This is a genomic window from Paraplanobispora siamensis (assembly GCF_016863175.1).
Classification (GTDB): Bacteria; Actinomycetota; Actinomycetes; order Streptosporangiales; family Streptosporangiaceae; genus Planobispora; species Planobispora siamensis.
In genome coordinates this window covers 158,099-174,018 of sequence record NZ_BOOJ01000022.1, presented here as the reverse complement: position 1 = coordinate 174,018, position 15,920 = coordinate 158,099, and the positions used below count along the sequence as shown (strand labels likewise).

Below are 15,920 nucleotides of genomic sequence, written 5' to 3'. Positions count from 1 at the left end.
CGTCCGGGAGCCTCAGGCGTCCGTGGAGGGAGGAGCACGGCCCGGCCGGACCAGCAGGGCGGCGAGGGAACGGGTGCCGTCGTCCCGCGCGGGGGACGGGCGGAAGCCGGGGGAGAGCGGCGGATGACCGGTGCCGGGAGGCAGGGCCGCGGCGGGATGGGAGCCCGCGGCGCCGGCGGTGGCCAGGGCGGAGGCGAACGCGTGGTGGCGCTCGCCGGCGGGAAGCTTGCGGGAGAGCGGGTGCTGGCCCTGGGCGGCCTCGGCGGTGGCCGGAGCGCCGGTGAGGGCGGCGGCCGTGACGGCCGCGGGGACGCCGGGGACGAACAGCGGGAACAGCAGGGCGAGGAGCCAGCCGAAGAGCGCCTCGCGCCTCGGCTGCCGCATCATGCCCCCCGGTGGATCACAGATCACCTGAAGGTGACCTCCTCACCATACCCGGCGGGGTGCCCCGCGCCCGGGAAGGCGGGCAACGACGGGGCATTCCCTGCGGGCCGTCCTCATAAACGATCCGCGACAGGGTAGTGCGGGCACATGCGACTGACCTACACCGCTGATCTGTGGTGGAAGAACGCCGTGGTCTACTGCCTGGACGTCGAGACCTACAAGGACGGCAACGGCGACGGCATCGGCGACTTCCGGGGTCTGACCCAGCAGGTCGACTATCTCGACCGGCTCGGGGTGACCTGCATCTGGCTGATGCCGTTCTTCCCCACCCCCGACCGTGACGACGGCTACGACATCACCGACTTCTACTCTGTGGACCCCCGACTGGGCACGCTGGGCGACTTCGTGGAGTTCATGCGGACCGCCAGGGACCGTGGCATCCGGGTCATCGCCGACCTGGTGGTCAACCACACCTCCGACGAGCACCCCTGGTTCAAGGAGGCCCGCTCCAGCCGCGACTCGCCCAAGCGCGACTGGTACGTCTGGCGGGACGAGCCGCAGCCCTTCGACCCCTCGGCGATCGTCTTCCCGGACAAGGAGGACAGCCTGTGGGAGCTGGACGAGGGGACCGGGCAGTACTACTACCACAGCTTCTACCGGTTCCAGCCGGACCTGAACACCGCCAACCCCGAGGTCCGCGACGAGATCGTCCGCATCCTCGGGTTCTGGATGGAGCTGGGGCTGTCCGGCTTCCGGGTCGACGCGGTGCCGTTCCTGATCGAGGGCATCGACGGCGGCCCGCACGAGTTCCTCGCCGATCTGCGGGCGTTCATGAACCGCCGGGACGGCACCTCGATCCTGCTGGGCGAGGTCAACCTGCCCTACCCGGAGCTGATGAAGTACTTCGGCGACGGCAACGGCGACGAGGTCACCATGTGCTTCGACTTCATCGCCATGCAGCGCTTCCACCTGTCGATGGCCCGCCGCAACCCCGCGGCCCTGGCCGAGGCGCTGCGCGAGCGCCCCGAGGCGCCCGACGACGCCCAGTGGGCGATGTTCGTCCGCAACCACGACGAGCTGACCCTCGACAAGCTCACCGACGCCGAGCGCCAGGAGATCTTCGACGCCTTCGGCCCGGAGAAGGACATGCAGGTGTTCGGGCGCGGCCTGCGCCGCAGGCTCCCGCCGATGCTCGACGGCGACCTGCGCCGGCTCAAGCTCGCCTACAGCGTGATGTTCTCCCTGCCGGGCACGCCGGTGCTCTTCTACGGCGAGGAGATCGGCCTGGGCGAGAACCTCGACGCCGAGGGCCGGATGGCGGTGCGCGTCCCCATGCAGTGGGGGCCGAGCGGCGGTTTCTCGCCTGACCCGAAGGTCTCCGTCCCCTCGCCGTCCGGGCGGTTCGGCCCGCAGAACGTCAACATGGAGACCCAGCGCCGCGACCCCGACTCGCTGCTCCAGTGGACAACCATGCTGATCGAGCGCTACCGGGAGTGCCCCGAGCTCGCCTGGGGCGAGTACGAGGTCCTGGACCCGGGCGACGAGGCCGTGCTGGCCCACCGGACCGACGCCGAGGGCGGCACCGTGGTCGCCGTGCACAACTTCGCCGACCGCGACGCGGAGGTGGAGCTCACCCTGAAGGGGGTCGACGATTCGCACATCCTGATCGACCTGCTGGTGGACGGGACGTCGAAGGTCTCCTCCGACGGGCGGGTGCGTTTCACGCTGGGCCCGTACGGCTGCCGCTGGTTCCGCGTCGCCGTACCCGACGAGCTTCCGGAGGACGCCTCGGCCAAGAGTTCCTGAGCTTTCCGCCGCGGGCCGCTTGCGCGGCTAACGCTGTTAGCCTACTGTTGTGGCTAACAGCGTTAGCCGTGGAGGAAACATGTTCGCCTGGATCGCCGCCCCCCTCGCCGTCCTGCTCGTCGTGCCCGCCGCGGTGTACGCCTGGACCCTGATCAGGCCGCACCGCATCCGCACCGAGGTCGAGATCGACGCCTCTCCCGAGAAGGTGTGGCGGGTGCTGACCGACTTCGCCGCCTACCCGGAGTGGAACCCGTTCATCGTGAGCGCCCGGGGCGAGGCGCGGGTGGGCGCGCGGCTCACCAACAAGCTCTCCAACGACGGGAGGGTCATGACCTTCTCCCCGACGGTCCTGGCCGCCACCCCCGGCCGGGAACTGCGCTGGATCGGCCGGTTCGTGATGCCGGGCATCACGGACGGCGAGCACTACTTCCTGATCGAGGATCTCGGCGGCGGCCGGAGCCGGCTGGTCCAGGGCGAGACCTTCACCGGCGCGCTCGTCCCGTTCGCCGGCAAGCTCCTGGACGTGGCCGACGACTTCGCCGCGATGAACACGGCGCTGAAGGCCCGCGCCGAGAAGACGGCCTGACGGACGCGGTGACGAAGGTCCGCGCTGAGAAGATGCCCTGATGAACGACCATCCGAAGCCGAGCCGCCTGACCCCGCGCGCGGCGCAGATCGTCTCCGCCGCGCGGGCGTTGCTGGAGGAGGAGGGCCGCGACGCGCTCACCATGCGGGCGCTGGCCGACCGGCTCGACATGCGGGCGCCCTCGCTCTACAAGCACTTCCCCGACAAGGCCGCCGTCGAGGCCGCCCTCATCGAACAGGGACTCGCCGAGGTGGGCGCCGCTCTGTACGAGGCCCTCGAAAACGCCGCCGCGACCACCACGGGTGCGAGCGACGCGGGCGGCCGGTCCGGCGAGACCGGCGCGGACGGCGCGGACGGCGCGGGCGCGATCGGGGCCCTGCTGCGGGCCTACCGGGCCGCCGCGCTGGCCCGTCCCAACCTCTACCGCCTGGCGACCGAGGGGAGGCTGCCCCGCGAGCGTCTGGCCCCCGGGCTGGAGGAGTGGTCGGGCACGCCGTTCTTCCTTGCCGCGGGCGAGCCGTACCTCGCCCAGGCCCTGTGGTCCTTCGCCCACGGCATGGTGATCCTGGAGCTCGACGGCCGCTACCCGGAGGGCTCGGACCTCGAGCTGACCTGGGAGGAGGGGGCCAGGGCCTTCGCGGCCCGGCTCGGCCTCCCCCGGGACCCGGCGCGGCTCAGTCCTCCTCGGGACCCAGCTCGGTGAAGAGGGTGAGCTGCAGGCCGGCGGGCCCCTCCAGGCGGGAGTTCAGCGAGTTCCACGGGGTCCGCACGGGTTCGGCGACCACCTCGGCCCCGGCGGCGGCCAGCTCCCGGGTGGTGGCGGCGGAGTCGTCCACCTCGAAGGCGACCCGGATGTGCCCGGCCACCCGGCGCCCCACCTCGACCCGGTCGATGAACTCCGCCTGGCCGGGATCGGCGATCTCCAGGGTGGCCCGCCCGGCCTCCAGGATCGTCACCCGGCCGTCGGGCGAGGCGTAGGCGGCGCGCTCGGGCAGGCCGAGCGTGTCACGGTAGAAACGCAGGGCCTCCTCGTAGTCGGCGGCGGTGACGACCAGGCGCAGTTCTCGGACGGTCATGACGGCTCCTCGGGGGACGTGCTGCGGCTGCTGGGATCACTGTCGGGATCACTACTGGGATCACAGCATCGCGGGAGCCGCCGGTGTTCCGCGGACGCGAGAACCGCCAAGGGGATTTCGGCTTTCCCTCAACCCCTTATGCTACGGGTCGACATATAGGTCGACATAGCACGCTCTAGAGGGAGAGAAGTTCACCATGTACAAGGAGTTCGCGATCGAGGCCGTGGTGTGGCTGATTCCCGTCGTCGTGCTTCTGGGCCTCGCCTACATGATCACTGCCTGACCGGGTCCGCCCGGGTCCCCGCCCGCCGCCCGTCCGGCGGGCGGGTCCGTCAGTGCTCGGCCAGCACGATCACGGAGTCGCCGGGGCCGAGACGGAACAGACGGGACTTGTCGGGGTTGAGGACCACCCCGAAGTGGGGCGCCTCGTTGATCCGGTCGGCCAGCCGGTAGCCGATGGCGGTCTCGCCGCGGCGGCGGGCCGCCTCGATCACCGTGGCGAAGCTGATCGGCACCCCCGCGCGGACGTACTCGCCCGCGGGGCGCGGGTAGATCTCCGAGCCCTTGGAGTCGAAGAGGTAGCCGAAGACGTCGGCCAGGTGCCGGTTCTCGGTGAGCTGGGCCAGCAGCAGGCCGATGACCGTGTCGCTGATCACGATGTCGTCGGCCCGGGTGACCTCGGCCAGGGAGCGGTTGTTCTCGTCGTGCATCTCGCTGACGATCGAGTAGCGCTCGCCCAGCGTGGTCTGGATGTCGCGGAGCTGGAGCAGCGTCATCAGGGTCCGGGTGTCGGCGTGCGCGGGGCTGTAGCGGTCGTCGGACAGCACGATCACGTGCTGGTAGACCCCCAGGCCGAGGGCCTCCAGCGCGTAGCGGTCGGCGGTGTCGCACTCCTTGACGTTGACCCGCAGGTTGACCAGGTCGTCGAAGCCGGTCGCGGCGTCGGGGTGGTCGGAGGCGATGTCCAGCACGGAGCCGGGGGCGGAGTAGCCGTCGAGGCAGCGGATGATCTGGTGGCCCCGCCCGTTCCAGTTGAGCACCAGGGTCCGAGCCGGTCCCTGCGGGACCGGCTCGGCCGTGACGATCGCGTCCTCCTGGGCCTTCGGCATGCCCTCGGCCAGGTGGATCATCGAGTCGTCCTGGGCGATCATGATGATCTCGTCTTCGGCCTCGATCGCCGTGTCCATCGAGGGATTCAGCATGACGCGGCCGCGGCGGCGCAGGCCGATGACCGTGGCGGACTGGTAGGCGGGCAGCGCCTGGCCGTACGTCAGGCCCGCCAGGTCCGGATCGGCACGCAGGTAGATCTCGCCGCCGGAGAAGTCCAGCAGGTCCATGCAGACCACCGAGGTGCCCGACTGGCGCGACGACTGCACGATGAGCCGGGAGGCGGTGTCGTCGGAGTCGACCAGGTGCACGTCGGGGCCCCCGGCCAGCCGGGCGGCGGCCATGTTGGCCGTGCTCGCGATCGCCGCCACCACCGGCGGGTGGTCCCCGTCGCGCTTGTCCAGGGCCAGCAGCGTCTTGATGACGTGCGCGTCGGGGTCGTCGCCCTGCGGGGACAGGACCACGACCGAGCGGGCGGAGTCGAGGTTCATCAGGTCGAGGTCGGCCGGTTCGACGGGCCGGCCGGTCCGGCAGACCACCTTCGTGCGCCCCGTGTCGCCGACGTGGGTCCGCAGCGCGTCCTCCATCTCGATCTTGTCCATGTCGGCGAGGATCGCGATGACCGACCCGCGCTGGCTGGCGTGCGCCTGCACCAGCTCCTTGACGATCGTGAAGACCTGGTCGGACCAGCCGAGGATCACGGTGTGCCTGTTCTCGATGACCCGCGACCGGCCCTTGCGGAGCTGCTCGAACTTGTCCTTGAGGCCGTTGGCCAGGACGCCGACCAGGGCGCTGACGATGAACAGCCCGCCCAGCGACGCCACGAACATCAGCGCGATGAACGGCGCGCTCCCGCTGTCGCTGGCGACCTTGCCCGGGCTGAGGGTGCGCATCAGCGTCATCCACAACACGCCGGCCACGCCGTGGTTCTCGGCGGCGTCGTCGGGGGTCAGCCACAGCACCAGTGCCGCCACCACGGCGATGAGCCCCACCGAGATCACCGCGAGCCATCCGATCAACGCCACGGTGCCCCGGGACATGGTGTTGTCGAACCAGTAACGCAGCCGCTCCTGGCGTGTCGGCCTCGACACCGGTGTACCTCCCCGTTCGGTGAATCCCGCTCAACGATCGCACAAAAAGTACATGTCGCTCAGGTGTTCGCACATTCGGGGATGCCGGTTATGTAAGGAATGACGGAAAGCGCTGCTCGCTCGCCCGGTCGCCGTCCCTCCGCTCAGGGAGCGGCCTTGAGAGCCTCGCAGGTGAAGCCGTCGGGGCGGTCGGGTTCGAGCTCGAAGTGGTACAGCGAGGTCGAGCCCACCGGCAGACGGAAGGTCTCCCGCCGGAGGCAGTCGTAGAAGGAGTAGGCCCCCTCGCGCTCGCCGAGCAGGAGCACGGGCACGCCCCCGCGCCGGGGCCTGCCGGCGGCGTCGGCGACGGTCACCCACTGGTCCTGGAAGCCGACCAGGCTGAGCACGACGCTGCCCCGGCCCGTGGCGGCCAGCTCCGTCGCGTCGGCCTCCATCTGCCCGATGAGCGCGAAGCCCAGGCCGATGCCGGTGAACACGGCGACCGTGATCCGCATCCCGGCCCGGCCCACCGGGCGCGAGCGCAGCAGCCGGAACGGCACCAGGAAGGCGGCGGCCCCGATCACGGCCGAGACGATCACGATCGTGGCCGATCCCACGCCCTCGCCCAGGCCGAGATAGCCGAGGAAGCCCCAGTAGCTCCCGCCGCACCACAGCGCGCCGAGGACGGCGGCCGCCCAGGGCCTGCGCCGTACGGCACGGGCCAGCGCGGACGCCCGGCCGAGGCTGGCCTTGTCCAGCAGCCACCAGAGCGCCACCAGCACGCCCAGGACCGGCGCGCCGCCGATGACGAGCAGGACCAGTGCCCCGACCAGGCGGCCGAACATGGTGGCCTGGTCGATGCCGGCCTGCTCGGGCGTGAGGTTGAAGACGCCGTAGACCTGCTGGATGCCGAGATAGAGCAGGGCGTACAGGGCCACGCCCACCGGCAGGATCACCGAGCCGATCCGCTGGAGCAGGTCGATGGCGCTGCCCCGGTCGCCGTCCGCCGCCGGCACGGCCGCCTGCGGCCGGACCAGCTCCTCCTGGAGGCTCACGGCAGCTTCGACCAGTAGCCGGGGGCGTGGTCGTCCTTGGGGATCCACAGGGCGGGCTGGCGTTCGGCGAGGCCGGGGACGGCCTCCCGCTCCCAGGGGAAGCGCCCACGGGCGTCGGGCCACACGATCTCCGTGAAGGGCAGCGGCGGCCGCCGGTAGAAGTGCAGCGCCGTACCGAACAGCGACCGGTACCAGCTCGCGTGGACGTCCCTGACCGCGACCGGGTAGCCCCTGATGACGTCGCGGCGTTCCTGCCCGGCGGCGACCGTGCGGCCGGCCGCGATCCCGTCCGCCAGCGTGTTGAGGCAGCCGTGCATCACCTCGGTGCGCAGCCCGAACACGGCGATCTCCGGCGACCGGAGGGTGTGCCACAGCCCGACGGTGAACGCCCAGCCCGGCCCGTCCTCGTCCTCCGGGACGACCACGACCGCCCGCCCGTGCCCCCGGACGTTCTCGCGTATCGTGCGCAGGTCGGCGTCGTCGGGCTCCACGTCGGGCTCCTCGCACAGGAGGCAGTGGCAGGCAGGCTGGTCGGACATGCCCCGAGAGTACTGGGACATTCGTCCCCCCATGTCCGTCATGGGGCGCCAGGGGCAGGAATGAGAGTGTCACGGAGGGCCTGTACGGCGGCGCGGACCGCGGGGATCCGGTCGGCCTCGCGGGGATGGACCAGATACAGGGTCCGGGGACGCAGGCCGGGCACCGCGCGGACGGCGACGCCGGGGGCGGTGAAGGCGTCCAGGGCCAGGCGGGGCAGCAGCCCGATGCCCAGGCCCCGCGCGATCAGCGCCTGGGTGACCACGTAGTCGTCGGTGCCGTGCCGCACGTCGGGGACGAACCCGGCCTCCCCGCAGGCCCGGCGCAGGCTCGCGGCGCACCGCTCGCAGCCGGCTATCCACCGCTCCGCGGCCAGCGACCGCAGGTCCACCGGCCGGTCGGCGGACCCGGCCTGCGGGTGGGAACGCGGCAGGACCAGCAGGACCGGGTCCTCGCCCACCGGCGTGCGCACCATGCCCGGGTGCTCCTCGGAGCCGGGATGCTCCTGAAGCTCCCGCCCGCCGTGGGCGAACGTCACGGCCAGGTCGGCCTCCCCGGCGGCCAGCAGTTTCAGGGCCTCCGGCGGCTCGGCCTCGCGCAGCCGCACGTCCACCCCGGGGTGCCGCCCGCCGAGCAGGCTCATGGCGGCCGGGACGATCGTGGCGCTGGCCGAGGGGAAGGCGGCCAGCCGTACGGTGCCCTCGCGCAGGTGGGTCAGGGCATCCAGGTCGTCGGCGGCGGCGCTCAGGCGGGTCGCGACGGCCTCGGCGTGCTCCAGCAGGATCCGGCCCGCCTCGGTGAGCTGGACGCCGCGCGGGCGGCGCAGCACCAGGGCCGTCCCGGCGCGCCGCTCCAGCAGGCGCAGGTGCTGGCTGACCGCGGGCTGGGTCCAGCCGAGGGTGCGGGCCGCGCCCGCGATCGACCCGGCGCGGGCGATCTCCCGGAAGACCAGCAGGCGGTGGGGGTCCATGCCGTGTGCCACGCCATAAGTATCGCTTGGGTCTCGCCCAATCAACACAGGTCTACCTAAGAGGTCGTCGGCGCGTCACGATCTCTCCATGACACGGACAATCGGATTGATCGGCGGCATGAGCTGGGAGTCCTCGGCGGAGTACTACCGCCTCCTCAACGAGGAGGTGCGCCGCCGCCTGGGCGGGCACCACTGCGCCCGGAGCCTCATGCTGACCGTCGACTTCGCCGAGATCGAGGCGATGCAGCGGGCGGGGGAATGGGAGGCGGCCGGCGGGCTGCTGGCCGGGGCGGCGGCCACGCTCCAGCGCGGCGGGGCGGAGCTGGTCCTGCTGTGCACCAACACCATGCACCGGGTCGCCGGGGAGATCGAGGCCGCGATCGAGGTGCCGTTCCTGCACATCGTCGACGCCACGGCGGAGCGGATCACCACGGCCGGGCTCACCACCGTGGGGCTGCTCGGCACCCGCTTCACGATGGAGATGGAGTTCTACCGCGACCGCATGCGCGGGCACGGGATCGAGCTCCTGGTCCCCGAAGAGCCCGATCGCACGCTGGTGCACGACGTCATCTACCAGGAGCTGACCCGCAACCGGATCGAGGAGTCCTCCCGCGAGGCCTACCGGCGGATCATCGCGGACCTGGCCGCGCGCGGCGCCCAGGGGGTGATCCTCGGCTGCACGGAGATCACCCTGCTGGTCGGCCCGGCGGACAGCCCGGTCCCGGTGTTCGACTCCACCCGCATCCACGTCGAGCGCGCCGTGGACCTGGCCCTGACCGACGCGCCGGAGCTCAGTGGGTCGGGTCGATGACGCAGAAGCGGTTGCCGTCGGGGTCGGCCAGGACGACGAAGTCGGGGTCGTCCGGGTAGAGGTCCCACTCGACCCGCTCGGCGCCGAGGGAGACCAGCCGCTCGACCTCGGCGGCCTGGTCGGCGGTGTCGCGGGCGTAGAGGTCGATGTGCACGCGCGGGTGCTCCTGGACGGGCGAGCGGCTGAGCCCCAGCGCCAGCTGGATCCCGGGACCGCCGTCGGCCGGCACGAGCACGGCCCAGCCGTCGCGCGAGTCCTCCTCGCGCGGGACGTAGTCCAGCGCCCGGGTCCAGAACTCCGTCGCCCGCCGCATGTCGCCGACGCCGAGGACGACGGTCCGGATGTTCAGCATGATCCGATTCTGGCAGAACCCGGCCGGCGGACGGGCCGTGCGGCCGGGAGCCGGTCAGCGGGATCCGTGCGGCCGGGAGCGGGTCAGCGGGCGTGCCAGGCGGCCAGGATCTCGGCCTCCCGCTCGGGCGTGATAGTGGTCGCGACCGAGAAGTCCGCCTCCGCCTCGCGGATCTCGCGGACCGACCGGGCGAGCGGCCGGGGGGCCAGCCCAGCGCCGTAGGCGGCGGAGGGGTCGGCGGTGTTGATGACGGTGCTGTCGCCGTCCTCGCCCCACAGGGGGAGCGTGCGCCCGTCCTGGCCCTCGACGCGCAGGAAGTCCCCGGCGACCCAGGTCAGCGTGGTCCCGGGCGGGCCGACCTCGGCGGCGATCGCCTCCAGCATGTCGCCGAAGCCGAACGGCGGGCGCGGGCTGACCGCGTGGAAGGTCCCGCCGTCACCCTTCTCGATCATCGCGATGATCCAGGAGGCCATGTCACGCCCGTCGATCACCTGGATCGGGGCCGCCGGGTCGCCGGGGGCCAGGACCTCGCCGCCGCGGGCGATGCGGTTGACCCAGTAGGTGAAGCGGCCGGTGTAGTCGTGGGGGCCGATCACGTACGTCGGCCGCACGACCAGCGTCCCGGGGCCGAACCGCTCGATCGCGGTCCGCTCGCACAGGACCTTCAGCGGGCCGTACGTCGCGCCGGTCACCGTGTCGGGCACGGGGCCGTCGAGCTCGGCCAGCGGCGCGTCCTCGGTGAAGTCCGCCTTCTTGCCGGGGGCGTCGTAGACGGCCGTGGTGGAGACGAAGACGTAGCGGCCGGTCGAGACGGCCTCGGCGAGGGACTCGATCTGGGCGGGCAGGTAGGCGCTGACGTCGATCGTCACGTCCCACTCCCGGCCCCGCAGGACCGGCAGGCCGCCGTTGCGGTCGGCGATCAGGTGCTCGGCCTCGGGGAACAGGCCCGGTCCCGTCTGCCCGCGGTGCAGGAGGGACACCTCGTGCCCGGCCGCGAGGGCGGCCTCGGTGATGTGCCGGCCCACGAACCGGGTGCCGCCGATAATCAGAATTCGCATATCAGTCATCTTTCCGCATATGGGATAACTTTGTGCCCGTGACCAGCTGGAAGGTCCTCCTGCTCGCGGGTGCGTCAGGGACGGGCAAGAGCCGGGTCGGCTACCCGCTGGCACGGCACTACGGGATCCCCGTCGTCGAGGTGGACGACATCGTCGAGGCGCTCCTGGCGATGACCACGCCCCGGCAGCAGCCGCTGCTGCACCACTGGAGGACGCACCCCGAGGCCGCCGACCTGCCGGTGGACGACATCGTCGAGCTGCAGATCGCCACCGCCCGGGCCCTCGTCCCGGCGGTGGACGCCATCGTGTCCAACCATCTGGAGACGGACATGCCGGTGATCATCGAGGGCGACTACCTCCTGCCCCATCTCGCGGTGGGGCAGGGCGTGGCCGGCATCGTCCTGCACGAGCCGGATCCCGGGCAGCTCGTGGAGAACTACCGCCGCCGCGAGCCCGGCGCGGGGGAGCAGCGCAAACGCGCCGAGGTGAGCGCCCGCTACGGGGACTGGCTCGCCGAGCGGGCGGTGGAGGCGGGCGTCCCCGTCGTGGCCGCGCGCCCGTGGGACGGCTCGGTCCGGCGGATCACCGGCCTCCTCGGCGGAGACGCCCGCACCGCCATCTGAATGGATGCCAAGGATGCCCGTACCGGAAAACGGGGCAGAGGGTACGTTGTGAATGTCGATATACCTAACGTGGGACGGTCAGCGTGACGATCCAGCCAGGCGCGGGAGAGACGCCTCCGTCTTGGGACTCTCCCGCCGGGCCGTTCGAGCATCCGGCGCTCTTCTACCGGGAGGCCGACGACTATCTCGCCGGCACCCTGCCGTTCATCCGGGAGGGGCTGGAGACGGGTGAGCCGGTCGCCGTCGCCGTACCGGGTGAGAACCTGCGCCTGATCCGCGAGGGGCTGGGCGCGGAGGGCGCCGGGGTGAAGCTGCTCGACATGAACGAGGCCGGGCGCAACCCCGGGCGGATCATCTCCACGGTGCTGCGGGACTTCGCCGACCGGCATTCCGGCGGCCGCGTCCGCATCGTCGGCGAGCCGGTGTGGCCGGGCCGTTCCCCGATGGAGTACCCGGCGTGCCTCCAGCACGAGGCGTTGATCAACCTCGCCTTCTCCGGCCGGGACGTCACGATCCTGTGCCCCTATGACGTCAAGCGCCTGGACCCCGAGGTGCTCAGGGACGCCGAGCGGACCCACCCGGTCCTCGTGGACGACTCCGGCTCCCGAGCCAGCGACGCCTACGCCCCCGAGCAGGTCGCGCAGGAATGCAACCTGCCGCTGACCGCTCCGCCCGGCGTCCCCAGGATGAGCTACGGCGACGGCTTCTGCAGCGACCCGCTGGCGCGCGCCCGGGCCTTCGCCGTCGAGCACGCCACCCGGATGGGACTGCGCGGCGATCGCCTGGAGGACCTGCGGCTGGTCGTCAACGAACTGGCCGCCAACAGCCTCGACCACGGCGGAGGGTCCGGCACCCTGCGGATCTGGCTGGAGGAGGGCCGGGTGGTCTGCGCCGTCAGCGACGCCGGCCACATCACCGACCCGCTGGCCGGACGCCACCCGGCCGGCCTGCGGGCACTCGGCTCCCGCGGGCTGCTCATCACCCATCTCCTCAGCGACTTGGTCCGCATGCACACCGACGCGCGGGGCACCACCATCCGCGTCTACTTCGAGGTGACCCGGCGGGACGACGCCTCGCCGGACCGCTGACCGCCGGACGACCGGACCGCCCGGCTCACGCGGTTCCCGGCGACGCGGTCACGCGCGCCCGGCGGCCTTCTGGCTGCGCCGCGAGACCGAGTCGATGACCACGGCGGCGAGCAGGACGGCACCGGTGACCATGAACTGGATCGAGTTGCTCACGCCCTGCAGCGCCATGCCGGAGGCGATCGACTGGATGACCAGCATGCCCAGCAGCGCCGAGTAGGCCGTGCCCCGGCCGCCGAACAGGCTCGTGCCGCCGATGACGGCCGCGGCGATGGCCATCATCAGCACGTTGCTCTGACCGGTCGCCTGGCTGGCCGAGGCGATGCGGGAGGCGGCGAAGACGCCGCCCACGGCGGCCATCGCGCCGGAGATCATGAAGACCGAGATCCGCACCGTGGCCACGCTGATGCCCGCGCGCCTAGCGGCCTCGATGTTGCCGCCGACAGCGAAGACCTTGCGGCCGTAGCGGGTGCGGCGCTGGACGAAGTCGGCGACGACCACGACCACCAGGAAGATCAGCAGGGCCAGGGGGAGGCCCTTGTACTGGTTGAGGACGTAGGCCGCGCCGAACGCCACGACCGCCAGGACCGCGGTGCGCAGGATGACGTCACCCGTCGTGCGGGTCGGGATCCCCGCGCTCCGGCGGCGGGCGTTGCCCACGAGCGAGATGACGAGGAAGCCGGCCACCGCCACGCCCGCCAGGCCGTAGGCGGCGATGACCTGGTTGAAGTAGGTGCTGGTCAGGCTGGCCACCAGGCCCTCGTAGGGAAGGTTGACGGTCCCGTTGGGGCCCAGCACCCACAGCTGCAGGCCCGTCCAGGCCAGCATCCCGGCCAGGGTGACCACGAACGACGGCACGCCGACCTTGGCGAAGAACAGCCCGTGGACGAACCCGAGCAGCGTGGAGACCGCGACGGCCGCGAGCATCGCCGCCAGCGGGCTCCAGCCCTGGTTGACGTGGAGTACGGCCAGCACCGCCGCGGCCGCCCCGCTGAGCGCGCCGGCCGACAGGTCGATCTCGCCGAGCAACAGCACGAAGACGATGCCGACCGAGATCAGGCCGGTCGCCACGATGTCGACGCTGAGGTTCGACAGGTTCTGCGGCGACAGGAACTGGCTGTTCAGGCTCTGGAAGACCGCCCAGATGACGATCAGGCCGACCACGACGGGCAGTGAGCCGAGCTCGCCGCTGCGCATCCGGCGCTTGAACTCGCCGAGGTATCCGGCCAGCCCCTGCTCGCGGACCAGCAGCCGCGGGTCGATCTGGGCCTGCGCGGCCGGGCCCGCCGGAGCCACCGGATCGTCGAAGCTCCCCGACTTGGCGTGACGCCCCGAACGTGTCGGGCCGGCCAGCGGGTCCTCTCCCGTGGGGTCAGTCATCGGCGCCGTCCTTCGGCTGATCGGTGCGGGCGCGCCGGCGCGAGACCGCGTTGTCGGTGGCGCCGGTGATCGCGGAGATGATCTCCTCCTGCGTGGTCCGCTTGGCGTCGAAGACGCCGTTGTTGCGGCCCAGCCGCAGGACGGCGACACGGTCGGCCACCGCCTTGACGTCGACCATGTTGTGGCTGATCAGGATCACTCCGAGCCCCTGGGAGCGGAGCCGCTCCACCAGGTCGAGGACCTGGGCGGTCTGTTCCACGCCGAGGGCGGCGGTCGGCTCGTCCAGCATCACGATCTTGGGCTTGCCGAGCAGCGACCGGGAGATCGCCACGGTCTGCCGCTGGCCGCCGGAGAGCGAGGCCACCGGGATGCGGACGCTGGGGATCCTGATGGACAGGGTGTGCAGCAGGTCGCGCGAGCGCTTCTCCATCGCCACCTCGTCCAGGACCCCGAAGTGCCCCAGCTCCCTGCCGAGGAACAGGTTGCCGACGACGTCGAGGTTGTCGCACAGCGCGAGGTCCTGGTAGACGGTCGCGATGCCCAGCGACTGGGCCGCGCCGGGGCTGGGGATCGTGACCGCGCTGCCCTCCCAGCGGATCTCACCGCTGTCGGGTGGCCCGACGCCCGCGATCACCTTGATGAGCGTCGACTTGCCGGCGCCGTTGTCCCCGACCAGGGCGACCACCTCGCCCGCGTGGACCTCCAGGTCGACCTCCGTCAGGGCCTGCACGGCGCCGAAGCGTTTGCTGATCCCCTCCAGCGCGAGTACGGGCGTTCTCGTGATGGTCGTCATGACCGTCAGGAGAGCCCGGCGGACTGGCAGGCCGCCTGGACGTCGGCGGTGCAGATCTCCTCGATCTTCCAGAAGCCGTCCTTGACGACGGTGTCCTTGATGTTGTCCTTGTTGACGACGATCGGCTGCATGATCTGGGCGGGGATCGGCGAGCCGCTCCCGTTGTCCACAGTCCCGCTGCCCTGCACGGTCTTGCCGGAGCCGAGGTCGAAGGCCATCTGCGCGGCGGCCTTCGCCTCGGGCCTGATCGGCTTGTAGATGGTCATGGTCTGGGTGCCGAGCAGGATGCGCTGGATGCCGGCGAGTTCGGCGTCCTGGCCGGTCAGCGGCGTGTTCTTGGGCACGCCGGCGTTCTGCATCGCGCGGGCGATGCCGCCGGCCATGCCGTCGTTGGCGGAGTAGATCCCGATGACCTTGTCCGCGCCGAGCGCGGTGAACGCGCCGGTGGCCTGGGTGTTGGCCTGGTCGGGGCTCCAGTCCGGGGTGTCGTACTCCTTGCCGATGGTCACCTGGCCGTCGAGGACGGAGTGGGCGCCCTTCTTGAAGTCGCCCGCGTTCGGGTCGGTGGGCGAGCCGTTGATCATCACGATCGGGCCGCGCTTGGGGTCGCCGCCCTTCTTGAGCTCGTCGAGCAGGGCCTGGCCCTGCATCTTGCCGACCTGCATGTTGTCGAAGGAGACGTAGCCGTCGACCGGGCCCGAGGCGAGGCGGTCGTAGGCGACCACCTTGGCCCCCTGCTGCTTGGCCTTGGCCACCGAGGAGGCGATCGCCTTGGCGTCCACCGCGTCGAGGATGAGGACCTTGACGTTGTTGGTGAGCATCGAGTCGACCTGCTGCTGTTGCTGGTTCGGGTCCTGGTTGGCGTTGTTGTAGACGACCTCACAGGAGGGGCACAGCGCCGCGATCTCCTCGGTGATGTACGGGCGGTCGAACTTCTCGTACCGTGCCGTCTTCGACTCCGGCAGGAGCAGCCCGATCTTGAATCCGGCGGCGTTGCCCGTCGCGCCGGGGGTGTTGCTGGGAGCCACGGTCGCGGCGTCGTTGTTGGTCTCGCCCGTCTGCCCGGCGGTTCCGCACGCCGCCACCCCGAACGTCACCGCGAGCGCGACGCAACCCGTCGCCCATGCCTTCCTCTGCATGACGAACTTCTTCATGACGAACCCCCCGATACGTGGCCAACCATGCCATCAGAGGCAGGCGTACCCGGGGCCCGGAACGGGACGCCGG

General features: G+C 71.5%; 17 protein-coding genes. 6 read left to right on the top strand and 11 right to left on the bottom strand.

Annotation, left to right across the window (positions count from 1 at the left end):
* Positions 1 to 12 precede the first annotated feature (12 nt).
* Positions 13 to 387 (bottom strand): hypothetical protein, encoded by a 375-nt coding sequence (locus Psi01_RS44085; protein ID WP_204063985.1) that lies wholly within the window; start codon positions 385 to 387, stop codon positions 13 to 15.
* Between the two features lie 144 nt (positions 388 to 531).
* Between Psi01_RS44085 and Psi01_RS11730 the strand changes: the two genes are divergently transcribed.
* From Psi01_RS11730 to Psi01_RS11720, 3 genes are all read left to right on the top strand, one after another.
* Complete coding sequence (locus Psi01_RS11730; protein ID WP_204063984.1) at positions 532 to 2,190, top strand: alpha-amylase family protein; 1,659 nt, start codon at positions 532 to 534, stop codon at positions 2,188 to 2,190.
* Positions 2,191 to 2,269: 79 nt separating this feature from the next.
* The gene (locus Psi01_RS11725) at positions 2,270 to 2,776 is read left to right on the top strand and encodes an SRPBCC domain-containing protein (RefSeq protein ID WP_204063983.1); all 507 of its coding nucleotides are present in this window, start codon (positions 2,270 to 2,272) and stop codon (positions 2,774 to 2,776) included.
* A 40-nt stretch (positions 2,777 to 2,816) separates the two neighbouring features.
* Positions 2,817 to 3,479 (top strand): TetR/AcrR family transcriptional regulator, encoded by a 663-nt coding sequence (locus Psi01_RS11720; protein ID WP_204063982.1) that lies wholly within the window; start codon positions 2,817 to 2,819, stop codon positions 3,477 to 3,479.
* Here the strand turns inward: Psi01_RS11720 and Psi01_RS11715 are convergent.
* From Psi01_RS11715 to Psi01_RS11695, 5 genes are all read right to left on the bottom strand, one after another.
* On the bottom strand, positions 3,451 to 3,852 hold the full coding sequence (locus tag Psi01_RS11715) for a VOC family protein (protein WP_204063981.1): 402 nt from the start codon (positions 3,850 to 3,852) through the stop codon (positions 3,451 to 3,453). The genes Psi01_RS11720 and Psi01_RS11715 overlap by 29 nt on opposite strands.
* Positions 3,853 to 4,184: 332 nt before the next feature.
* Positions 4,185 to 6,050, bottom strand: coding sequence for a CASTOR/POLLUX-related putative ion channel (locus Psi01_RS11710; protein WP_204063980.1), 1,866 nt, complete (start codon positions 6,048 to 6,050; stop codon positions 4,185 to 4,187).
* A 143-nt stretch (positions 6,051 to 6,193) separates the two neighbouring features.
* Positions 6,194 to 7,084: a hypothetical protein gene (locus Psi01_RS11705; RefSeq protein ID WP_239127504.1), complete on the bottom strand. Its 891-nt coding sequence runs from the start codon at positions 7,082 to 7,084 to the stop codon at positions 6,194 to 6,196.
* On the bottom strand, positions 7,081 to 7,623 hold the full coding sequence (locus Psi01_RS11700) for a DUF4262 domain-containing protein (RefSeq protein ID WP_204063979.1): 543 nt from the start codon (positions 7,621 to 7,623) through the stop codon (positions 7,081 to 7,083). Before Psi01_RS11700 ends, Psi01_RS11705 begins: the two co-directional genes overlap by 4 nt.
* Positions 7,624 to 7,661: 38 nt before the next feature.
* Positions 7,662 to 8,603: a LysR family transcriptional regulator gene (locus Psi01_RS11695; RefSeq protein WP_204063978.1), complete on the bottom strand. Its 942-nt coding sequence runs from the start codon at positions 8,601 to 8,603 to the stop codon at positions 7,662 to 7,664.
* 76 nt (positions 8,604 to 8,679) lie between these two features.
* Here Psi01_RS11695 and Psi01_RS11690 point away from each other — a divergent pair, with 76 nt between their 5' ends.
* Entirely contained in the window at positions 8,680 to 9,402 is a 723-nt protein-coding gene (locus Psi01_RS11690; protein ID WP_204063977.1) for an aspartate/glutamate racemase family protein, read from the top strand.
* Here the strand turns inward: Psi01_RS11690 and Psi01_RS11685 are convergent.
* The gene (locus Psi01_RS11685) at positions 9,383 to 9,754 is read right to left on the bottom strand and encodes a VOC family protein (RefSeq protein ID WP_204063976.1); all 372 of its coding nucleotides are present in this window, start codon (positions 9,752 to 9,754) and stop codon (positions 9,383 to 9,385) included. The two genes, Psi01_RS11690 and Psi01_RS11685, sit on opposite strands and share 20 nt — an antisense overlap.
* A gap of 83 nt (positions 9,755 to 9,837) precedes the next feature.
* Positions 9,838 to 10,812, bottom strand: a complete 975-nt coding sequence (locus Psi01_RS11680; RefSeq protein WP_204063975.1) for an NAD-dependent epimerase/dehydratase family protein — start codon at positions 10,810 to 10,812, stop codon at positions 9,838 to 9,840.
* Between the two features lie 38 nt (positions 10,813 to 10,850).
* On the opposite strand from Psi01_RS11680, the gene Psi01_RS11675 reads away from it, so the two are divergent.
* Positions 10,851 to 11,435 (top strand): hypothetical protein, encoded by a 585-nt coding sequence (locus tag Psi01_RS11675; protein ID WP_239127502.1) that lies wholly within the window; start codon positions 10,851 to 10,853, stop codon positions 11,433 to 11,435.
* 83 nt (positions 11,436 to 11,518) lie between these two features.
* Positions 11,519 to 12,523 carry an anti-sigma factor RsbA family regulatory protein gene (locus Psi01_RS11670; RefSeq protein ID WP_239127500.1) on the top strand — a complete coding sequence of 335 codons (1,005 nt, stop codon included), beginning with the start codon at positions 11,519 to 11,521 and terminating at the stop codon, positions 12,521 to 12,523.
* A 48-nt stretch (positions 12,524 to 12,571) separates the two neighbouring features.
* Here Psi01_RS11670 and Psi01_RS11665 read toward each other — a convergent pair whose 3' ends face one another.
* Genes Psi01_RS11665 through Psi01_RS11655 form a run of 3 tightly spaced genes read right to left on the bottom strand, consistent with a single transcriptional unit; the run spans position 12,572 to position 15,847 of the window.
* Positions 12,572 to 13,900 carry a sugar ABC transporter permease gene (locus tag Psi01_RS11665; protein WP_204063974.1) on the bottom strand — a complete coding sequence of 443 codons (1,329 nt, stop codon included), beginning with the start codon at positions 13,898 to 13,900 and terminating at the stop codon, positions 12,572 to 12,574.
* Positions 13,893 to 14,693, bottom strand: a complete 801-nt coding sequence (locus tag Psi01_RS11660; protein WP_204063973.1) for an ATP-binding cassette domain-containing protein — start codon at positions 14,691 to 14,693, stop codon at positions 13,893 to 13,895. Before Psi01_RS11660 ends, Psi01_RS11665 begins: the two co-directional genes overlap by 8 nt.
* A gap of 5 nt (positions 14,694 to 14,698) precedes the next feature.
* Positions 14,699 to 15,847: a sugar ABC transporter substrate-binding protein gene (locus Psi01_RS11655; RefSeq protein ID WP_239127498.1), complete on the bottom strand. Its 1,149-nt coding sequence runs from the start codon at positions 15,845 to 15,847 to the stop codon at positions 14,699 to 14,701.
* Positions 15,848 to 15,920 lie beyond the last annotated feature (73 nt).